Origin of the sequence: Streptococcus parasanguinis (assembly GCF_047465465.1) — a bacterium.
GTDB lineage: Bacteria > Bacillota > Bacilli > Lactobacillales > Streptococcaceae > Streptococcus > Streptococcus parasanguinis_AI.
Genome location: NZ_JASGZU010000009.1, coordinates 1 through 17376, shown reverse-complemented (window position 1 = coordinate 17376; position 17376 = coordinate 1). Strand labels below are relative to the sequence as shown.

The window sequence follows — 17376 nt, the reverse complement described above, 5'->3', positions numbered from 1 at the left end:
AAAAGATGAGGAAATCAGAGATTTTTTTAATCAACTAGGATAACAACTATTTTTACTACTTTTCCATGATTATATATAGGACTTATCTATGAAATTTTTTGATGAAAATTACTCACAAGAAAGACCTGCTCGTAGCAAATGTTTAAGAAAAAAGTATAATTTAAAGCAAAGCGACCTAGGTAATGCAGGTCAAGTTAGCCAAGTTGAAAAGGGAGGAATTTGAAAGGATTTGTATCTTTTATTTTTTGTTTCATTTATGTCCTATGCTACTGGAATAGTTAGTAGTCATTTCATGAATCATACGGCACAGCTCTTTTATGGACTGATCGTTATTGTTTCAACGGTAGCAAACTGGTTTTTACATAAAGTAATTGATAAACCCAATATAGATCAGAAAGAATTACTTGAAGCTAACGCACAATATAGAAAGTTATTGATACCTGACCAAATAATTAAAGGAGTGGGATTGATTCTATCCTTAATTCTCTATCCTCCGATTATGATGTATAGTGTTTTAATTGCGGCATTTTACATCATAACTTTAAAAACACTATCTGAAAAAAGAGTGAATAACTAAAAAATGGTGATCAAAGTTAGGTGTATTATTTTAATGCTCACAGACCTAAACTATTCCCCTATTTATAATCTATTGATTCATATTTTATGAAATTAATCAGTAGATATTGTTCAGAAAATCCTTGATATTACGCTGTTTTTAGTCCAACTGAAATCCATACTTTCCAAACCAGGTCTTAAGAAAGCTCGTAAAGCTAGCCAGTTCTCTAAACGTTAATTCGTTGCTGGAAAGTAGAATACAAACGAAAACACTTTGCATCTTGCAAGGTGTTTTTTGTATGAGAACTGGCGGTGCGCAATTAGGATAGCTCTAGCGACTTTAGTCGCATAGAGATATGCTATGCATAGTTGCCCCAAGAAAACAAGCGTAGCGATGTTTGATTGGATGGCAACCACTGCACTCAAAATGTTAATTCGAAAGAATTACTATACTTACAAAGAGCACCCTTCGGGGTGTTTTTTCTATACCTAAGATAAATGGAAAATAAAAAACCACCCTATCTTTCACAGTCAAATGTGACTGTAGAAAATAGAGTAGGTCTAGGATGTTAAAGACTATTTGTCGTCTTTATGAAAGATATTTTTAACGCCCTTGATAGCTCCTTCAACAGCTTCTTTTGCATCTTCAGCAACTTCTTTTGCTTTTGAAGCAACTTTTTCAGCAGTGCCTTCAGCTTCTGTTTTTGTATCGCCGGTTAATTTACCAAGGCCTTCTTTAACAGAACCTTTTGCTTGGTTCAATTTTTCTTCTAATGACATAGCGTCACCTCCATGAAGTTAGTAGTTTTTTCTCTGAATACAATACTGTTGATTTAAAAAAATAAAAAATATTTGTCTCAGATTAGAATGAGTATATTCTTTTTAAAATAGAAAGTCAAATTTTTGCTACGGCTAAAAAACAAGATCGCTTTCCGGTCACGAATAATGATCGACTAATAGGTCACGATATTTCGTTTTTCCAGCAAAGATTTGAAACGAAAGAAGCAAAAAACTTTTCTGTCTCCATTGAATTACATGGTATAATGGTAGTGAATGGAGACATCGTAACGCTGTTTTTTGAAAAAGAGAAGATAAATATGAAAAGAATCCTTACAACCTACCCTGTTATCAGTACTTTAGCTCTAATCTGTTTATCGCTCGGTCTATTGACTTCCTTTTATGGGGATGCTATGTATGACCTATTGGCTTTTCATTCAAAGCCGGTGTATGGTTGGCAATATGTTAGTGGGACCCTGATGCACGGTAGTAAAGGAGCCCCTATCTGGTTTTTATGGGTCCATTTGTTGTTAAATGGACTCATGCTCCTTCCCTTCGGAGGACTGCTAGAAAGAAAAATAGGCTCTAGACAAATCTTGATCGTTTTTGTGACGGCGACAGTCCTCTCTTCCATCGTTTTTCACCTCTTAACCCAGGGGCAAGACATTCAGGCAACAGGGATCTCTGCTGTAGGATACGCCTTTGTGACCGGAGGAGTCCTGCTCCTGCCAAAGATGTGGAAAGAATTTTCACTCACCGTAAAATGGTTTTATCTATTCTTAATTTTTCTATCTGGCCTCATGCTCTTACCAGCAATCACCGGATGGATCTCAACGCTATTGCATCTTTCAGGGGTTGTGAGTTATCTATTGGTTTTTATCGGAAGTAAAGTCTTGGAGGGGAGAAGCTAACTATTAAGACGGCTCCTCAGTAAGGTTTTCATCGTACTTCCTTGACTCTTCCTTTACCAGGCCGTATAATATTCTATATCAATGAAGAAATCACCTTTTGTCATTGTACAAAGGGTGATTTTATAACGGTAAAAAGGAGACACAATGGGGTATATCTCTACTATTAAAACGGCTGTTCAGCTCTTTCCTTTCCTGGCATTTTTGCTGACCTTGCCCTACATGATTTTGAATTATCGAAAATATGGTTCGGTCAATAAATTGCGGGTGCTGATTTTCTATTCTTTTATGCTTTACTTGATGACGGTCTATCTCTTGGTGATCTTGCCTCTGCCGGATCCAAGTAAGATTCATACTAGCTACTCGGAAATGGTCAATCTCCATCCCTTTGCTTTTGTGGTGGATTTTTTCAAGGAGAGCCCCTTTGATTTAGCGCAGACTGGTACTTGGATTCAAGCTCTTAAGCATCCAACTTTTTATGTGCCTGCCTTTAATGTCCTGATGTTGATTCCTTTTGGGATGTATCTGCGCTATTATTTCAAGTGTGGTTTTAAGAAAACGATCCTTCTGGCAGCTCTCTTTAGTCTCTTTTTGGAACTGACCCAGTTATCAGGTCTCTACTTTATGTATCCGGGTCCTTACCGCCTGGCAGATGTTGATGATATTATTCAAAATACTACCGGTGGTGGAGTGGGTTATCTGCTCGGTTGGTTCCTGGTTTGGTTATTGCCGACACGAGACGAAATTGACGAGCATTCTTTCCGAGTAGGAACGAAAGTATCTGGTTTTCGGATGGGTCTTGCCTTCTTGATCGACTTTGTAATGCTATCCTTGCTTTACGCGGTAATCGAGCGTTTAGAGACGATTCCTTATGTAGCGATTTTGGCTGTTTATTTTGGTTTGATTCCTTTGTGGCGGGGCAAAACCTTGGGAATGGCTTTATTGAAATTCCGCTTGCATTTTGACAAGCAAAAATGGCTTCGCACCATCTGGCGGGGAATCCTGGTAGTAGGTTATTTCTATCTGATTCCTCAAGGGTTGTTCTATTTGATTTCGCTCTTGAATAGCGATTTGACGGACAATTCTCTCTTAACCCTGTCCATGATTTTATTGCTCTTCTTTGTGGTTTTATTGTACCTGATTCTCACTCTTGCCATCGTCTTGCTCAATCGTCGCTTTCCCTTTGACCGTCTAGCTGGGGCTGAGTATGAGAGTACGGTGCGCGTGAAGAAAGAGCTCTTAAAAGATGAAACTGAATCGTCAAAATAAAGAGAGTGGGACAGAAATCGGTAATTCGTTAGAATTCGATTTCGTCGTCTCACCTCCGCATAGTTGAGAAGGGCCATTTTAAGGGGATTGTGCTACAATGGAAGCAAATAGATAGAATGGAGCAGTGAAATGAAAGCAATTATTACAGTCGTTGGAAAAGACCAAAAAGGAATCGTAGCGGGTGTTGCAACGAAAGTGGCAGAATTAGGACTCAATATCGATGATATCTCTCAAACCGTATTGGATGAATACTTTACCATGATGGCGGTTGTATCGTCAGATGAGAAAAAAGATTTCACACAGCTCCGTTCAGAGTTGGAAGAATTCGGTCAGTCTCTTCATGTAAAAATCAATATCCAAAGCGCAGCGATTTTTGATGCTATGCACAATTTGTAAGATAGGGGTTGAGAATTTATGGACATTAAACAGGTAACAGAAACCATTGCCATGATTGAGGAGCAGAACTTCGATGTTCGGACCATCACCATGGGAATTTCGCTTCTCGATTGTATTGATCCGGATATCGAAAAGGCGGCAGAAAAAGTCTACAATAAGATTGTGACAAAGGCCAAAGATTTGGTGGCTGTTGGGGATGAGATTGCGGCGGAACTCGGCATTCCTATTGTCAACAAGCGGGTTTCAGTCACTCCGATTTCTATTATCGGTGCAGCAACCAATGCGACAGATTATGTACCCTTTGCCAAGGCACTAGATCGCGCAGCGAAGGAAGTTGGGGTCAACTTTATCGGTGGCTTCTCAGCCCTGGTTCAAAAAGGCTACCAAAAAGGGGATGAGATCCTCATCAATTCTATTCCTCGCGCCCTTGCAGAGACGGATTTTGTCTGCTCATCTGTTAATATTGGTTCCACCAAGACAGGGATCAATATGACCGCTGTCAGAGACATGGGGCGCATCATTAAAGAAGCATCTCAAGCAGATCCGATGGGGCCTGGTAAGCTCGTTGTCTTTGCCAATGCAGTAGAAGATAATCCCTTTATGGCGGGAGCCTTTCATGGTGTCGGTGAAGCCGATGTCGTCATCAACGTTGGGGTTTCAGGACCTGGTGTTGTCCAACGGGCCATCGAAAAAGTTCCCGGTGCTAGCTTTGATGTGTTGGCTGAAACAGTCAAGAAGACAGCCTTCAAAATCACCCGTGTTGGCCAATTAGTGGGTCAAATGGCTAGTGAACGTCTCGGTGTTGAGTTTGGGATTGTCGACTTGTCTCTCGCGCCAACACCGGCTGTTGGGGATTCGGTTGCCCGTGTCCTCGAAGCGATGGGGCTTGAAGTAGTAGGAACCCACGGGACAACAGCAGCGCTAGCTCTGCTCAATGACCAAGTGAAAAAAGGCGGCATCATGGCTTGTAACCAAGTCGGTGGGTTGTCAGGTGCCTTCATTCCGGTCTCAGAAGATGAAGGGATGATTGCGGCGGTCCAATCAGGTCATATCAACCTGGAAAAATTGGAAGCCATGACAGCTATCTGCTCCGTCGGTCTGGATATGATTGCCATCCCAGCTGATACTCCAGATACAACCATTGCGGCCATGATTGCCGATGAAGCAGCTATCGGGGTGATCAACCAAAAGACAACAGCCGTTCGGATTATTCCTTATGGAAAAGAAGGCGATATGTTAGAGCTCGGTGGACTTCTTGGGTCTGCTCCGGTAATGAAGGTCAACAAAGCTTCGTCAGCTGATTTCATTGCCCGTGGTGGTCAAATTCCAGCTCCGGTTCATAGCTTTAAAAACTAAGAGAAATCTAGTATAATAGTAGAAAATAGAAAAGTCTGTGACGATAAAACTCCAGACTTTTTTCTTGCAAAAGGAGACAAGATGGCTAAAACAAGATTATTTGTGATTCGTCATGGGAAAACCATGTTTAATACCATTGGCCGTGCTCAAGGCTGGTCCGATACACCCTTGACAGCAGAAGGAGAAAAAGGCATTGAGGCTCTAGGGATCGGCTTGCGTGAGTCTGGCTTGGACTTTACCCGAGCCTATTCCAGTGATTCAGGTCGTGCCATTCAAACCATGGGGATTATACTTGATCAATTGGGTTTAAAAGAAAAAATTCCTTATCGCTTTGACAAGCGGATTCGCGAGTGGTGTTTCGGAAGCTTTGATGGAGCCTACGGTGGTGAGCTCTTTCATGGTGTCGTGCCACGCGTGCTAGATGTAGAAGATTATAAGACCTTGACCTTGGAAGACTTGGCCAATGGCATCTGCCAAGTGGACACAGCGAATTGGGCTGAACCTTGGGAAGTTTTGAAAGGCCGAATCTTAGAAGGTTTTGAAGCTATCGCTAAAGAAGTAGAAGAAAATGGAGGAGGCAATGCCTTGGTGGTCAGCCATAGTTGGACCATTCAGACCTTGGTCTGCCTAATTGAAGGAAAACCAAATCTCAATCTGCCTCTTTCAAATGGTAGTGTTACCCTTGTAGAATATGAAGATGGCGCATTGACGGTTAAGGTGTTTGGAGATAGCAGTTACCGTGAAGTCGGTGAAAGCTTGCAAGAATCCTAGTTCGTTGTAAAAGGCTGACCTTTTGGTCATAGCCTTTTCTTTCTCTCAAAACTTGTAAGAGCTTTCCTACTTTCTTTTTACAAAAAATGATATAATGAAAGAGATACATACGGAGGTAGTACAATGACAAAAACCAGATTATACATTGCTCGTCATGGAAAAACCATGTTTAATACCATCGGGCGAGCACAGGGCTGGTCAGACACTCCGCTGACAGAAGCAGGAGAGCGTGGGATTCGAGAACTCGGTCTTGGTCTCAAGGAAGCTGGTCTTTCTTTTGAAGAGGCTGTTTCGAGTGATTCTGGACGCACCATTCAAACCATGGGGATTATTCTTCAAGAACTCGGTCTGACAGGTCAGATTCCTTATCGCTATGATAAACGCATTCGTGAGTGGTGTTTTGGTAGCTTCGACGGCGCTTATGATGGCGAGCTCTTCATGGGGGTTTTACCCCGTGTCTTTAAGGTCGAGGATTTCCATCAGTTGAGCTTGATGGAGTTGGCAGAAGGGATTGTTGAAGTCGACACCACTGGTTGGGCTGAATCTTGGGGTGCCTTGAGTGGTCGGATCAAAGAAGGGTTTGAAGCCATCGCAAAAGAGGTGGAAGCAACTGGCGGTGGAAATGCGATTGTTGTCAGCCACGGCATGACCATTACGACCTTGATTTATCTCATTGATCCGAAAGCTGTCGAAGAATTGGTCTTGGACAACGGAAGTGTAACGGTTTTGGCCTATGAGGATGGTGCCTTTCATATTGAAAAGATTGGGGATATGTCCTATCGTAAGGTTGGAGCAAAACTCTTAGAGGATGGCCATGACAAATAAGTATAGACGCGCAAGAAAAAAACGTAAGAAACGGTGGCCCTACCTATTGAGTTTCTTTCTTCTTGTGATCCTTGGATCAGGAATTGGTGCTTACTTGGCTAAACCAAGCTTGTTTTCAGGGCTTCAGTTTTGGAAGGCAAAAAAAACAGCTGTAACGACTCCCTCTTCTTCTAAGAAAAAGAAAGAAAAATCAGATTTACCAGCCGTTTCGACAAAAGACTGGCAGTTAATCTTGGTCAATCGTGACAATGTGAAGCCAGAGTTGAACCCGCAATTGACAGATGTGGATGCTATCAAAGTGGATAGTCGGATTGTAGAACCGACTCGTCAATTTTTAGAAGCGGCTCGAAAAATTGCCCCAGAAGAAACCTTGATATCAGGCTATCGAAGTGTGGCCGAGCAAACAGAGCTCTATAATGAACGTGTTGCGCAATTAGAGGCCAGTGGTCTTTCGCACGAAGAAGCTGAAAAGCAGGTACAGACCCAGGTACAGGTTCCTGGTGCTAGTGAACACCAGACGGGGCTTGCGATCGATATGAGTGTCGAAGCTGGTCAAAGTGATGAGTTGGGCTTGCAGCTGGCTGCCATCGCACCGCAATATGGCTTTGTCCTTCGTTACCCAGATGGGAAGGGCAACATCACAGGTGTGAATTTTGAGAATTGGCATTTCCGTTATGTTGGCGTAGAAAATGCCCAGTATATGGCCAAACATCAGCTAGTATTGGAAGAATATATTCAACTATTGAAAAAGGCTGGAAAATAGGAGGAGATTCTCTTTTTCTAGGTCTTCAGAATGATTTTTAGCACTCTTGGGAAAAGAGTGCTAATTTTTTGGATTTTTTTCTTGACTTTCTTTTGGATGGGTGTATAATAGAATCATGGTTTAGCACTTGAGTGTTTAGAGTGCTAAATACGAAAGAGAGGTGAGGTCATGGTTACAGAACGTCAAAATGAGATTCTCAATCTTGTTGTCGATATCTTTACCAAGACCCACGAACCAGTCGGTTCAAAAGCGCTACAAGATGTGATTCAATCCAGTAGTGCGACCATTCGAAACGACATGGCTGCCCTCGAAAAACAAGGCTTACTAGAAAAGGCCCACACTTCGAGTGGACGGATGCCTAGCCGAGCTGGTTTCCAATATTTTGTTCAGAACTCGCTTGATCTAGAGCTGATTGATGAGCAAGATGTCTACCAGGTGGTGAAAGCCTTTGATTTCGAAGCCTTTAAATTAGACGATATCTTGGATGCTACGGCCAAGTTACTAGCCCAGATGACGGGCTACACCGCAGTGATTCAGGATGTTGAACCGACACGTCAGCGCTTGACTGGTTTTGAGATTGTTCCATTGTCCAACCACGATGCCTTAGCGGTGTTGACCTTGGATGAATCAAAGCCTGTCACCGTTCAGTTTGCCATTCCAAAGAATTTCTTAACCAGTGATTTGGAAATTTTCCATCAGCTGGTTCAAGAACGCTTCATTGGAAATACAGTCTTGGATATCCACTACCGCTTGCGGACAGAGATTCCACAGATTGTACAGCGCTATTTCAAGACGACAGACAATGTGCTGGATCTCTTTGATTACGTCTTCTCGCAACTGTTTCAAGAACTGGTCTTTGTAGAAGGAAAGGTTTCATCATTAACCTACGCCGATCTTCAGACCTATCAGTTCTTAGACAATCCCCAACATGTGGCCTTGGAGTTGCGAGGGGGAATGCCAGAAGACCAAATGACCCAGATCCTGGTTGCGGAATCCCAAGAGAAGGCCTTGAAAAATGTGACAGTGATTAGTCACAAGTTCTTAGTTCCTTATCGTGGGATGGCCCTCATGCATGTGATCGGTCCCGTAGAGATGGACTACAGGCGTGTGATAAGCCTGGTCAATGTTATCGGCCGAGTACTGGTCATGAAGTTGACGGATTACTACCGTTACCTCAATAGCAACCATTATGAAGTAAATTAAGACCAAATGAAAGGGGTGTATGCCTTGACAGAAGATATCAAAAAAGAAGACGTGAAAGAAGAGGAAGTTGCCCAAACAACTGAAGAAGTTGTAGAGGAAAGCAACCAACCTTCTGAGTTAGAAGAAGCACAAGCGCGTGCCGAAGAATTTGAAAACAAATACCTTCGTGCTCATGCAGAAATGCAAAATATTCAGCGCCGTGCTAATGAAGAACGTCAACAATTACAAAAATACCGTAGCCAAGATTTGGCAAAAGCGATCTTACCATCACTGGACAACCTCGAACGTGCCCTTGCCGTAGAAGGATTGACAGATGATGTGAAGAAGGGCTTGGAAATGGTCCAAGAAAGTTTGGTACATGCTCTGAAAGAAGAAGGAATTGAAGAAATTCCAGCGGACGGAGCCTTTGACCATAACTACCACATGGCCATCCAAACCTTGCCTGCAGATGACGAACATCCAGCAGACACCATCGCACAAGTCTTCCAAAAAGGCTACAAACTCCATGACCGCATCTTAAGACCGGCTATGGTAGTAGTATATAACTAGGCTACCTTGTCCGAAACGACACTAAACTATGAAAGAAAGATTAACATTGGTTCGGCTTTGCCAATAGTGAGCGAAGCGAACCGAAGGCGATACTCTTCGCCGTGGCGGTATCTTCGCAAACTTTGAGACCTTAGGCTCAAAGTTTAGTCAAAGAGATTGACGAAGTCAAGCTCTGACGGCGTCGCCACTTAAGAAGAGTATCAGAAAGAAAAAAAGAGAAAAAATAACAAGGAGAAAAACATATGTCTAAAATTATCGGTATTGACTTAGGTACAACAAACTCAGCAGTAGCAGTTCTTGAAGGAACTGAATCAAAAATTATCGCAAACCCAGAAGGTAACCGCACAACTCCATCTGTTGTGTCATTCAAAAACGGTGAAATCATCGTTGGTGATGCCGCAAAACGTCAAGCAGTCACAAACCCAGATACCATCATCTCTATCAAATCTAAGATGGGTACTTCTGAAAAGGTTTCTGCTAACGGTAAAGAATACACACCACAAGAGATTTCAGCTATGATTCTTCAATACTTGAAAGGTTATGCTGAAGATTATCTTGGTGAAAAAGTAACCAAAGCTGTTATCACAGTTCCAGCTTACTTCAACGATGCACAACGTCAAGCAACTAAAGACGCTGGTAAAATCGCTGGTCTTGAAGTAGAACGTATCGTCAACGAACCAACAGCAGCAGCCCTTGCTTACGGTTTGGATAAGACTGATAAAGAAGAAAAAATCTTGGTATTCGACCTTGGTGGTGGTACATTCGACGTATCTATCCTTGAATTGGGTGATGGTGTCTTTGATGTATTGGCAACTGCAGGGGATAACAAACTCGGTGGTGACGACTTTGACCAAAAAATCATCGACCACATGGTTGAAGAATTCAAGAAAGAAAACGGTATCGACTTGTCAACAGACAAGATGGCGCTTCAACGTTTGAAAGACGCAGCTGAAAAAGCGAAGAAAGACCTTTCTGGTGTGACTTCAACACAAATCAGCTTGCCATTCATCACTGCAGGCGCTGCTGGACCTCTTCACTTGGAGATGACCTTGACTCGTGCAAAATTTGACGATTTGACTCGTGACCTTGTAGAACGTACGAAAACTCCAGTTCGTCAAGCCCTTTCAGATGCAGGTTTGAGCTTGTCAGATATCGACGAAGTCATCCTTGTCGGTGGTTCAACTCGTATTCCTGCCGTTGTAGAAGCTGTTAAAGCTGAAACTGGTAAAGAACCAAACAAATCAGTGAACCCTGATGAAGTAGTTGCCATGGGTGCTGCGATCCAAGGTGGTGTGATCACTGGTGACGTGAAAGACGTTGTCCTTCTTGACGTAACGCCATTGTCACTTGGTATCGAAACAATGGGTGGAGTCTTCACAAAACTCATCGACCGTAACACAACTATTCCAACATCTAAATCACAAGTCTTCTCAACTGCAGCAGACAACCAACCAGCCGTTGATATCCACGTTCTTCAAGGTGAACGCCCAATGGCAGCAGATAACAAGACTCTTGGACGCTTCCAATTGACTGATATCCCAGCTGCACCTCGTGGTATCCCACAAATCGAAGTAACATTCGACATCGACAAGAACGGTATCGTATCTGTTAAAGCGAAAGACCTTGGAACTCAAAAAGAACAAACCATTGTTATCCAATCAAACTCAGGTTTGACAGATGAAGAAATCGATCGCATGATGAAAGACGCAGAAGCAAATGCTGAAGCAGATAAGAAACGTAAAGAAGAAGTTGACCTTCGTAACGAAGTAGACCAAGCTATCTTTGCGACTGAAAAAACCATCAAAGAAACTGAAGGCAAAGGCTTTGATGCAGAACGTGACGCAGCTCAAGCAGGACTTGATGATCTTAAGAAAGCTCAAGAATCAGGTAACCTTGAAGAAATGAAAGCGAAACTTGAAGCCTTGAACGAAAAAGCACAAGCATTGGCTGTTAAACTCTACGAGCAAGCTGCAGCAGCGCAACAAGCCCAAGCAGGAGCAGAAGGCGCACAAGCATCAGGCAACGCAGGCGATGACGTCGTAGACGGAGAGTTTACGGAAAAGTAAAACAATCCAGTGGATTGTTTTAGCGGAACCTCCTGAAATAAAGAAAGGTTCCGAGATTTGAGGATTCCTTTAAGCCGAAACTCAATTCAGCCTAACTAATAAATGATAAAAAGAAATCCAGAGGTTGCAACCCAGCCTCTGTTTTTCGGTAAAATAGAGGATGTTGCCTATGAAAAAAGTACTTTGTATCATTTATCCTAATTTTTCTCTTTATGAGATAACTGCTTTAACGAGTACTTTAGCTCTGTCTTTTGATGTTACGATTGATTATGCTGCTTCAGATCATTCGATGGTGGTCTCTGAGGATGGCTTACCCTGTCAACCAACGAAAACACTAGATCAAATCCGTATAGAAGAGCATTCTTGCGTGATTTTGCCAGGAATGGTCAATATAGGGCCTGCCCTACAGGATGAGAAATTGATTTCGTTCTTGAGGGATCTTGGTGAGCAAGATATCCTCATTGCAGCCATTTCTTCAGCGCCTCTTTTATTAGCGAAAGCAGGTCTGTTGAAGGACACGAAATTTACAGGTGGAATTTGGCAAAACTTCTTTGACTATTTTGAATTTCTTCCACGTGAAAATTTCCAACCGAAAGTTCTTGTGCAAGATAAACAGATCATTACGGCTATCGGTTTTGCCCATCAAGAGTTTGCAAGAAAAGTGATTCTAAGTTTAGGGTTGGCAGAGAATACAGACAACTATTTTAAAGAACAGAACGAGTATGCTGAAGAGGATTTGATATTTACTCTATCGGACCAAGAGTTTGATCAAGTGAAGCGAAGTATAGAAAACAGCCTCTAAAGATTTACATGAAAATTATAGAAAGGAACAAAGAGTGTTCGGGGAATTGAACCCGAGCGGAAAGCTTGGAAATTAGATAAACCGCCTAAGAAATCAGGATTTCTTGTCGGTTTCCTAAATTTCAGTCGCTTTCTGTTCGCTCTTAGTATCTTGTATGAACAATACTGAATTTTATGACCGTTTGGGCGTTTCAAAGAATGCATCTCAAGATGAGATCAAGAAAGCCTATCGGAAATTATCTAAAAAATATCACCCAGATATCAACAAGGAGCCTGGTGCTGAGGAAAAGTACAAGGAAGTTCAAGAAGCTTACGAGACTTTGAGTGACGAGCAAAAACGGGCTGCTTATGACCAATATGGTGCTGCGGGTGCCAATGGTGGCTTCGGTGGCGGAGCAGGTGGTTTTGGTGGCTTTGATGGTGCTGGCTTTGGTGGCTTTGAAGACATCTTCTCTAGCTTCTTTGGTGGTGGTGCAAGTCGTAATCCAAATGCACCTCGTCAAGGGGATGACCTCCAATACCGCGTCAATCTCAAGTTTGAAGAAGCGATTTTTGGTGCGGAAAAAGAAGTCAAATACCATCGGGAAGCTAGCTGTCATACCTGTCATGGTTCTGGGGCTAAGCCAGGGACTAGTCCGGTGACCTGTGGACGCTGTCATGGTTCTGGAGTCATCAATGTGGATACGCAAACCCCTCTTGGGATGATGCGCCGTCAAGTGACCTGTGATGTCTGTCATGGTCGTGGTCAAGAAATCAAGGATCCATGTACGACTTGTCGTGGAACAGGTCATGAAAAACAAGCTCATAGCGTGAATGTCAAGATTCCTGCAGGAGTTGAAACAGGTCAACAAATCCGCTTAGCTGGTCAAGGAGAAGCTGGCTTTAACGGTGGACCTTATGGTGACTTGTATGTCGTTGTCAATGTTGAGCCGAGCGATCGCTTCGAACGAGATGGCTCAACCATCTACTACAAGTTAGACCTGAACTTTGTCCAAGCAGCTCTTGGAGATACGGTCCATGTGCCAACCGTTCACGGAGATGTCGATTTGGTCATTCCTGAAGGAACCCAAACCGGTAAGAAATTCCGCCTCCGTGGAAAAGGGGCTCCAAGCTTACGAGGTGGTGCTATGGGGGATCAATATGTATCTGTCAATGTCGTCACCCCAACTGGTTTAAATGACAAGCAAAAAGAAGCCCTTCAAGCCTTTGCGGAAGCAAGTGATTTGAAGGTCAACCCAAAGAAAAAAGGGTTCTTTGACAAGGTCAAAGATGCTTTAGATGATTTATAAGAATGAACGAGTTTCCTTTTGAGTAAGGAGCTCGTTTTATTTTGGATCGAATCCAAGAACTTCCTCTCCTAATTAAAGAATAATGAGAAGCCTCATTGAATTTATTAAGATATCGTGGTAAATTTAAGAAAACGATTACAATGACAATTTAGGAGGTCCTGATGAAATCAGATCAACCACGTTATGCGATTCGCAAGTATGCAGTAGGAGCTGCTTCGGTGCTCATAGGATTTTTTGCTGGCGCTAATGTTGTAGCAGCTGATACGCCAACGGCTACAGACAGCCCTTCAACGACAGTTCCAACTCAGCCAAACGAGGGTGAGTCGACGATTTCCCTTAATGAGGAAGCTTCTCAGCCAACAGTAGAAAAACCAACGGCTCCTGCCCCAATCGTCGATCAAAGTCAACCGACACTGCCTGATCGTGAATTGCGGGTATCAGATCTTGACCGTTTGATTCGCGAAGAAGCAAGTTCTGTCGCAGAGTCGGATGTGGCAGCTCAACCAGCGACGGAAACGCCTGCTAAAGATCCTGATCAGGAAGAAAAATTAGCCAAGAAAAAGATTGTTTCGATCGATGCCGGTCGCAAGTACTTCTCACCAGAGCAAATCAAGGAAATCATTGATGAAGCTAGTAAGACGGGCTATACAGACTTGCATCTTCTAGTTGGAAATGACGGCTTGCGCTTTGTGCTGGATGATATGTCTTTGAAAGTGGGAGATACTTCTTATTCTAGCCAAGCCGTGACAGATGCGGTTGAAAAAGGGACAAAAGCTTATTACGATGATCCGAACGGGACAGCCTTGACCCAGGCTCAAATGGATGATATTTTGGCCTACGCCAAATCGAAGAAAGTGGACGTCATCCCAACTATTAATAGTCCAGGTCACATGGATGCGATTCTGACAGCCATGGAACAATTGGGCATCGAAAACCCTCACTTTAATTACTTTGGCACTAAAAAATCAGCTCGGACAGTTGATTTGGACAACCAAAAAGCCTTAGACTTTACCAAGGCTTTGGTAGACAAGTATGCGGCTTATTTCAGCGGCAAGGCAGATATTTTCAATATTGGTTTGGATGAATATGCCAACGATGCCACAGATGCCCATGGTTGGCAGGTTCTACAAGCCAGCAAGAATTGGCCAGGTGAAGGCTATCCAGAAAAAGGCTATGAAAAATTCATCCAATATGCTAATGATCTAGCAGCTATTGTGAAAAAACACAAGATGAAACCAATGGCCTTTAATGACGGAATCTACTACAATGGCGATACTTCCTATGGCACTTTTGACAAGGATATCATTGTCTCCTACTGGACAGGTGGCTGGAACGGCTATGATGTCGCTTCTTCAAAACTCTTGTCCGAACTAGGTCATCAGATTCTTAATACCAATGATGCTTGGTATTATGTGCTTGGACGGGACAAGGCTGGATCTGGTTGGTACAACCTCGATCAAGGTCTCGAAGGAATTTCCAAGTCAGCGATTGATGTAGTTCAAAAAAATGATGGAGCTAAGGTACCTTTCATTGGTGGTATGGTAGCTGCCTGGGCAGATACGCCATCCGCAACCTACAAAAAAGACCTTCTCTTTAAGCTCATGCATGCCTTCGCGGACAAGAATGCGGACTATTTTGTAGCAGATCCTGAAGTGGTCGAAAAAGCTCTTTCGGAAGCTCCAACTGATTTGGACCACTATACACCGGAATCTCTAGTAGCCTTTACGGCAGCTAAAAAAGCTTTAGAAGGGGCAGGAGCAAACACCACTCGAGCAGAGGCCAAAACCTTGATCGACAATCTCAAAGCAGCTCAAGGTGCTTTGGTGTATACAGAAAGCTACGCGAAAGAAGTTGCAGCAAAAGAAGCGGAAGAAAAACTTGCCATGAAGAAGGTCATCTCGATCGATGCAGGTCGCAAATACTTCTCGCTGGATCAGTTGAAACGGATCGTAGATAAGGCCAGTGAGCTGGGTTATTCTGACTTGCACCTCCTTGTCGGAAACGATGGTATGCGCTTTGTCCTCGATGATATGACGGTGGAAGCCAATGGCAAAACCTATGCCAGTGATGATGTGAAAAAGGCCATTTTAGAAGGCACCAAGGCCTATTACGATGATCCAAATGGTCAAGCCTTGACCCAAGCAGAAATGGATGAACTCCATGCTTATGCTACTGCTAAAGGAATCGGCTTGATTGCGGCAGTCAATAGTCCTGGCCACATGGATGCTTTGTTGGTTGCCATGGAAAAATTGGGCATTGAAAATCCACAAGCCAGCTTTGATACGGTTTCAAAAACAACCATGGATTTGACCAATGAAGCAGCAGTCAACTTTACCAAAGCCTTGATTGGCAAGTACATGGACTACTTCAAAGACAAGTCTAAGATCTTTAACTACGGAACAGATGAATATGCCAATGACGCTACCAGTGCGCAAGGCTGGTACTACCTCAAGTGGTATGACCTCTATGGTAAATTTGCGGAGTATTCCAATAGTCTTGCAGCTATGGCGCGTGAAAAAGGCTTGCAGCCAATGGCCTTTAACGATGGCTTCTATTATGGAGATGAAGATGATGTTGCCTTTGACAAGGACGTCTTGATTTCATACTGGTCTAAAGGATGGTGGGGCTATAACCTCGCATCTCCACAGTATTTGGCAGATAAGGGGTATAAATTCCTTAATACCAACGGAGACTGGTACTATGTTTTGGGCCACAAAGGTGATCAAAGTTATCCGCTCGAAAAAGCTATCCAAAATACAGAAACTGTTCCGTTTGAACAGTTAGCTTCAACTAAGTACCCTGATGTCAAATTACCGACATCCGGAAGTATGTTGGGAATTTGGGCTGATGAGCCGGCCAATGAATACAAGGAAGAAGAAGTCTTCCAGGTTATGGAAGCTTTTGCCAACCATAACAAGGACTATTTCAAGGCGGACTTCACTGCTCTTAGAAAAGCAGTTGCTACGGTGCCAACAGATCTAGCCATTTACACACCAGAATCGCGCGCAGCCCTTGCGAAAGTCTTAGATAGCTTGAATTGGAATGTGAGCCGTGCTCATCAAGATCAGGTGGATCAAGAAGTGGCTGCTCTGACTCAAGCCCTTGCGGGGCTCAAGCCAATTACGCAAGTAGGTAGCTTGGCTGAAAATGACGTCAAAGCCCTAGTGGAAGACAAACCAAGTCTTGACATCGTGGAGAAAGAACTTGATTTTGACCTTGTGGAACGGACCAATCCAGATCTTGCTAAAGGAGAACGCAGAGTGATCCAGGCTGGGGTTAAAGGGCAAGGCCTTGACTATGTAGAGGTTTCAGCACTTGATCAAAGTCGAAAAGTGATCGCTACAGAAGTTGCTAAAGAGCCAGTTGCAGAAATTGTTGAAGTCGGTACCAAAGAAGTCGTGATCCCAACAAGCCCTTCCGTAGAAGCACCAGTGAAATCAGACTTGCTCGTAAACAAAGTGGTTCCAGATCAGTCAACACCTCAAGTGATCTCGAAGGCTCAACCTGTAGCACCAGAAAATACCCCAACACCAATTCCAGCAGCTGTGGAAAAAGAGGTTCGTTCAGAAGCAGTATCTTCTAACAAGCAACTCCCAGAAACAGGAGTGGAATCTGCTCTGGGACTCGCTTTACTAGGAGCGATCTTAGGAGCAGCAGGAATGGACTTGAAAAATAAAAAAAGAGACTAAGACCTAGTAGATTTGTAACAGGTCGAAGTTCGGAGAGTGGGACAGAAATCGGTAATTCGTTAGAATTCGATTTCGTCGTCCCACCTCCGCACAGTTGAGTAGGGCTGTAAAAGCTGATGAAATCAGCGTAGTAGAGCCCACTCAACCACTGCGTCTTGC

General features: G+C 43.3%; 16 protein-coding genes. 15 read left to right on the top strand and 1 reads right to left on the bottom strand.

The window, feature by feature from the left end:
- Window positions 1-88 precede the first annotated feature (88 nt).
- On the top strand, window positions 89-223 hold the full coding sequence (locus tag QM351_RS10230; RefSeq protein ID WP_003004655.1) for a hypothetical protein: 135 nt from the start codon (window positions 89-91) through the stop codon (window positions 221-223).
- A 69-nt stretch (window positions 224-292) separates the two neighbouring features.
- A complete protein-coding gene (locus QM351_RS10225) occupies window positions 293-577 on the top strand; it encodes a hypothetical protein (RefSeq protein ID WP_229041728.1) in 285 nt (94 codons plus the stop codon).
- 554 nt (window positions 578-1131) lie between these two features.
- Here the strand turns inward: QM351_RS10225 and QM351_RS10220 are convergent.
- Entirely contained in the window at window positions 1132-1335 is a 204-nt protein-coding gene (locus QM351_RS10220; RefSeq protein WP_049471982.1) for a CsbD family protein, read from the bottom strand.
- Window positions 1336-1652: 317 nt separating this feature from the next.
- Between QM351_RS10220 and QM351_RS10215 the strand changes: the two genes are divergently transcribed.
- The 13 genes from QM351_RS10215 to QM351_RS10155 all read left to right on the top strand — a co-directional run bounded on the left by QM351_RS10215 (window position 1653) and on the right by QM351_RS10155 (window position 17217).
- Window positions 1653-2243 carry a rhomboid family intramembrane serine protease gene (locus QM351_RS10215; protein ID WP_414323549.1) on the top strand — a complete coding sequence of 197 codons (591 nt, stop codon included), beginning with the start codon at window positions 1653-1655 and terminating at the stop codon, window positions 2241-2243.
- A 144-nt stretch (window positions 2244-2387) separates the two neighbouring features.
- Window positions 2388-3509 carry a VanZ family protein gene (locus tag QM351_RS10210; protein ID WP_414323550.1) on the top strand — a complete coding sequence of 374 codons (1122 nt, stop codon included), beginning with the start codon at window positions 2388-2390 and terminating at the stop codon, window positions 3507-3509.
- Window positions 3510-3638: 129 nt separating this feature from the next.
- Window positions 3639-3905, top strand: coding sequence for an ACT domain-containing protein (locus QM351_RS10205; RefSeq protein ID WP_003004214.1), 267 nt, complete (start codon window positions 3639-3641; stop codon window positions 3903-3905).
- Window positions 3906-3923: 18 nt separating this feature from the next.
- Window positions 3924-5261: a PFL family protein gene (locus QM351_RS10200; RefSeq protein ID WP_070665148.1), complete on the top strand. Its 1338-nt coding sequence runs from the start codon at window positions 3924-3926 to the stop codon at window positions 5259-5261.
- Window positions 5262-5342: 81 nt separating this feature from the next.
- Window positions 5343-6032, top strand: a complete 690-nt coding sequence (locus tag QM351_RS10195; RefSeq protein ID WP_201037653.1) for a histidine phosphatase family protein — start codon at window positions 5343-5345, stop codon at window positions 6030-6032.
- 123 nt (window positions 6033-6155) lie between these two features.
- The gene (locus tag QM351_RS10190; protein WP_049498552.1) at window positions 6156-6857 is read left to right on the top strand and encodes a histidine phosphatase family protein; all 702 of its coding nucleotides are present in this window, start codon (window positions 6156-6158) and stop codon (window positions 6855-6857) included.
- A complete protein-coding gene (locus tag QM351_RS10185) occupies window positions 6841-7620 on the top strand; it encodes a M15 family metallopeptidase (RefSeq protein WP_414327292.1) in 780 nt (259 codons plus the stop codon). The genes QM351_RS10190 and QM351_RS10185 overlap by 17 nt, the downstream gene beginning before the upstream one ends.
- A gap of 168 nt (window positions 7621-7788) precedes the next feature.
- Window positions 7789-8823 carry a heat-inducible transcriptional repressor HrcA gene (gene hrcA, locus QM351_RS10180; protein WP_003004578.1) on the top strand — a complete coding sequence of 345 codons (1035 nt, stop codon included), beginning with the start codon at window positions 7789-7791 and terminating at the stop codon, window positions 8821-8823.
- A gap of 24 nt (window positions 8824-8847) precedes the next feature.
- Window positions 8848-9372, top strand: coding sequence for a nucleotide exchange factor GrpE (gene grpE, locus QM351_RS10175; protein ID WP_301355021.1), 525 nt, complete (start codon window positions 8848-8850; stop codon window positions 9370-9372).
- 242 nt (window positions 9373-9614) lie between these two features.
- Entirely contained in the window at window positions 9615-11438 is a 1824-nt protein-coding gene (gene dnaK, locus QM351_RS10170) for a molecular chaperone DnaK (RefSeq protein WP_003010159.1), read from the top strand.
- Window positions 11439-11607: 169 nt separating this feature from the next.
- Window positions 11608-12240, top strand: coding sequence for a DJ-1/PfpI family protein (locus tag QM351_RS10165; RefSeq protein ID WP_414327291.1), 633 nt, complete (start codon window positions 11608-11610; stop codon window positions 12238-12240).
- Between the two features lie 154 nt (window positions 12241-12394).
- Complete coding sequence (dnaJ, locus tag QM351_RS10160) at window positions 12395-13528, top strand: molecular chaperone DnaJ (protein WP_003004734.1); 1134 nt, start codon at window positions 12395-12397, stop codon at window positions 13526-13528.
- Between the two features lie 161 nt (window positions 13529-13689).
- Entirely contained in the window at window positions 13690-17217 is a 3528-nt protein-coding gene (locus QM351_RS10155; RefSeq protein WP_414327290.1) for a family 20 glycosylhydrolase, read from the top strand.
- Window positions 17218-17376 lie beyond the last annotated feature (159 nt).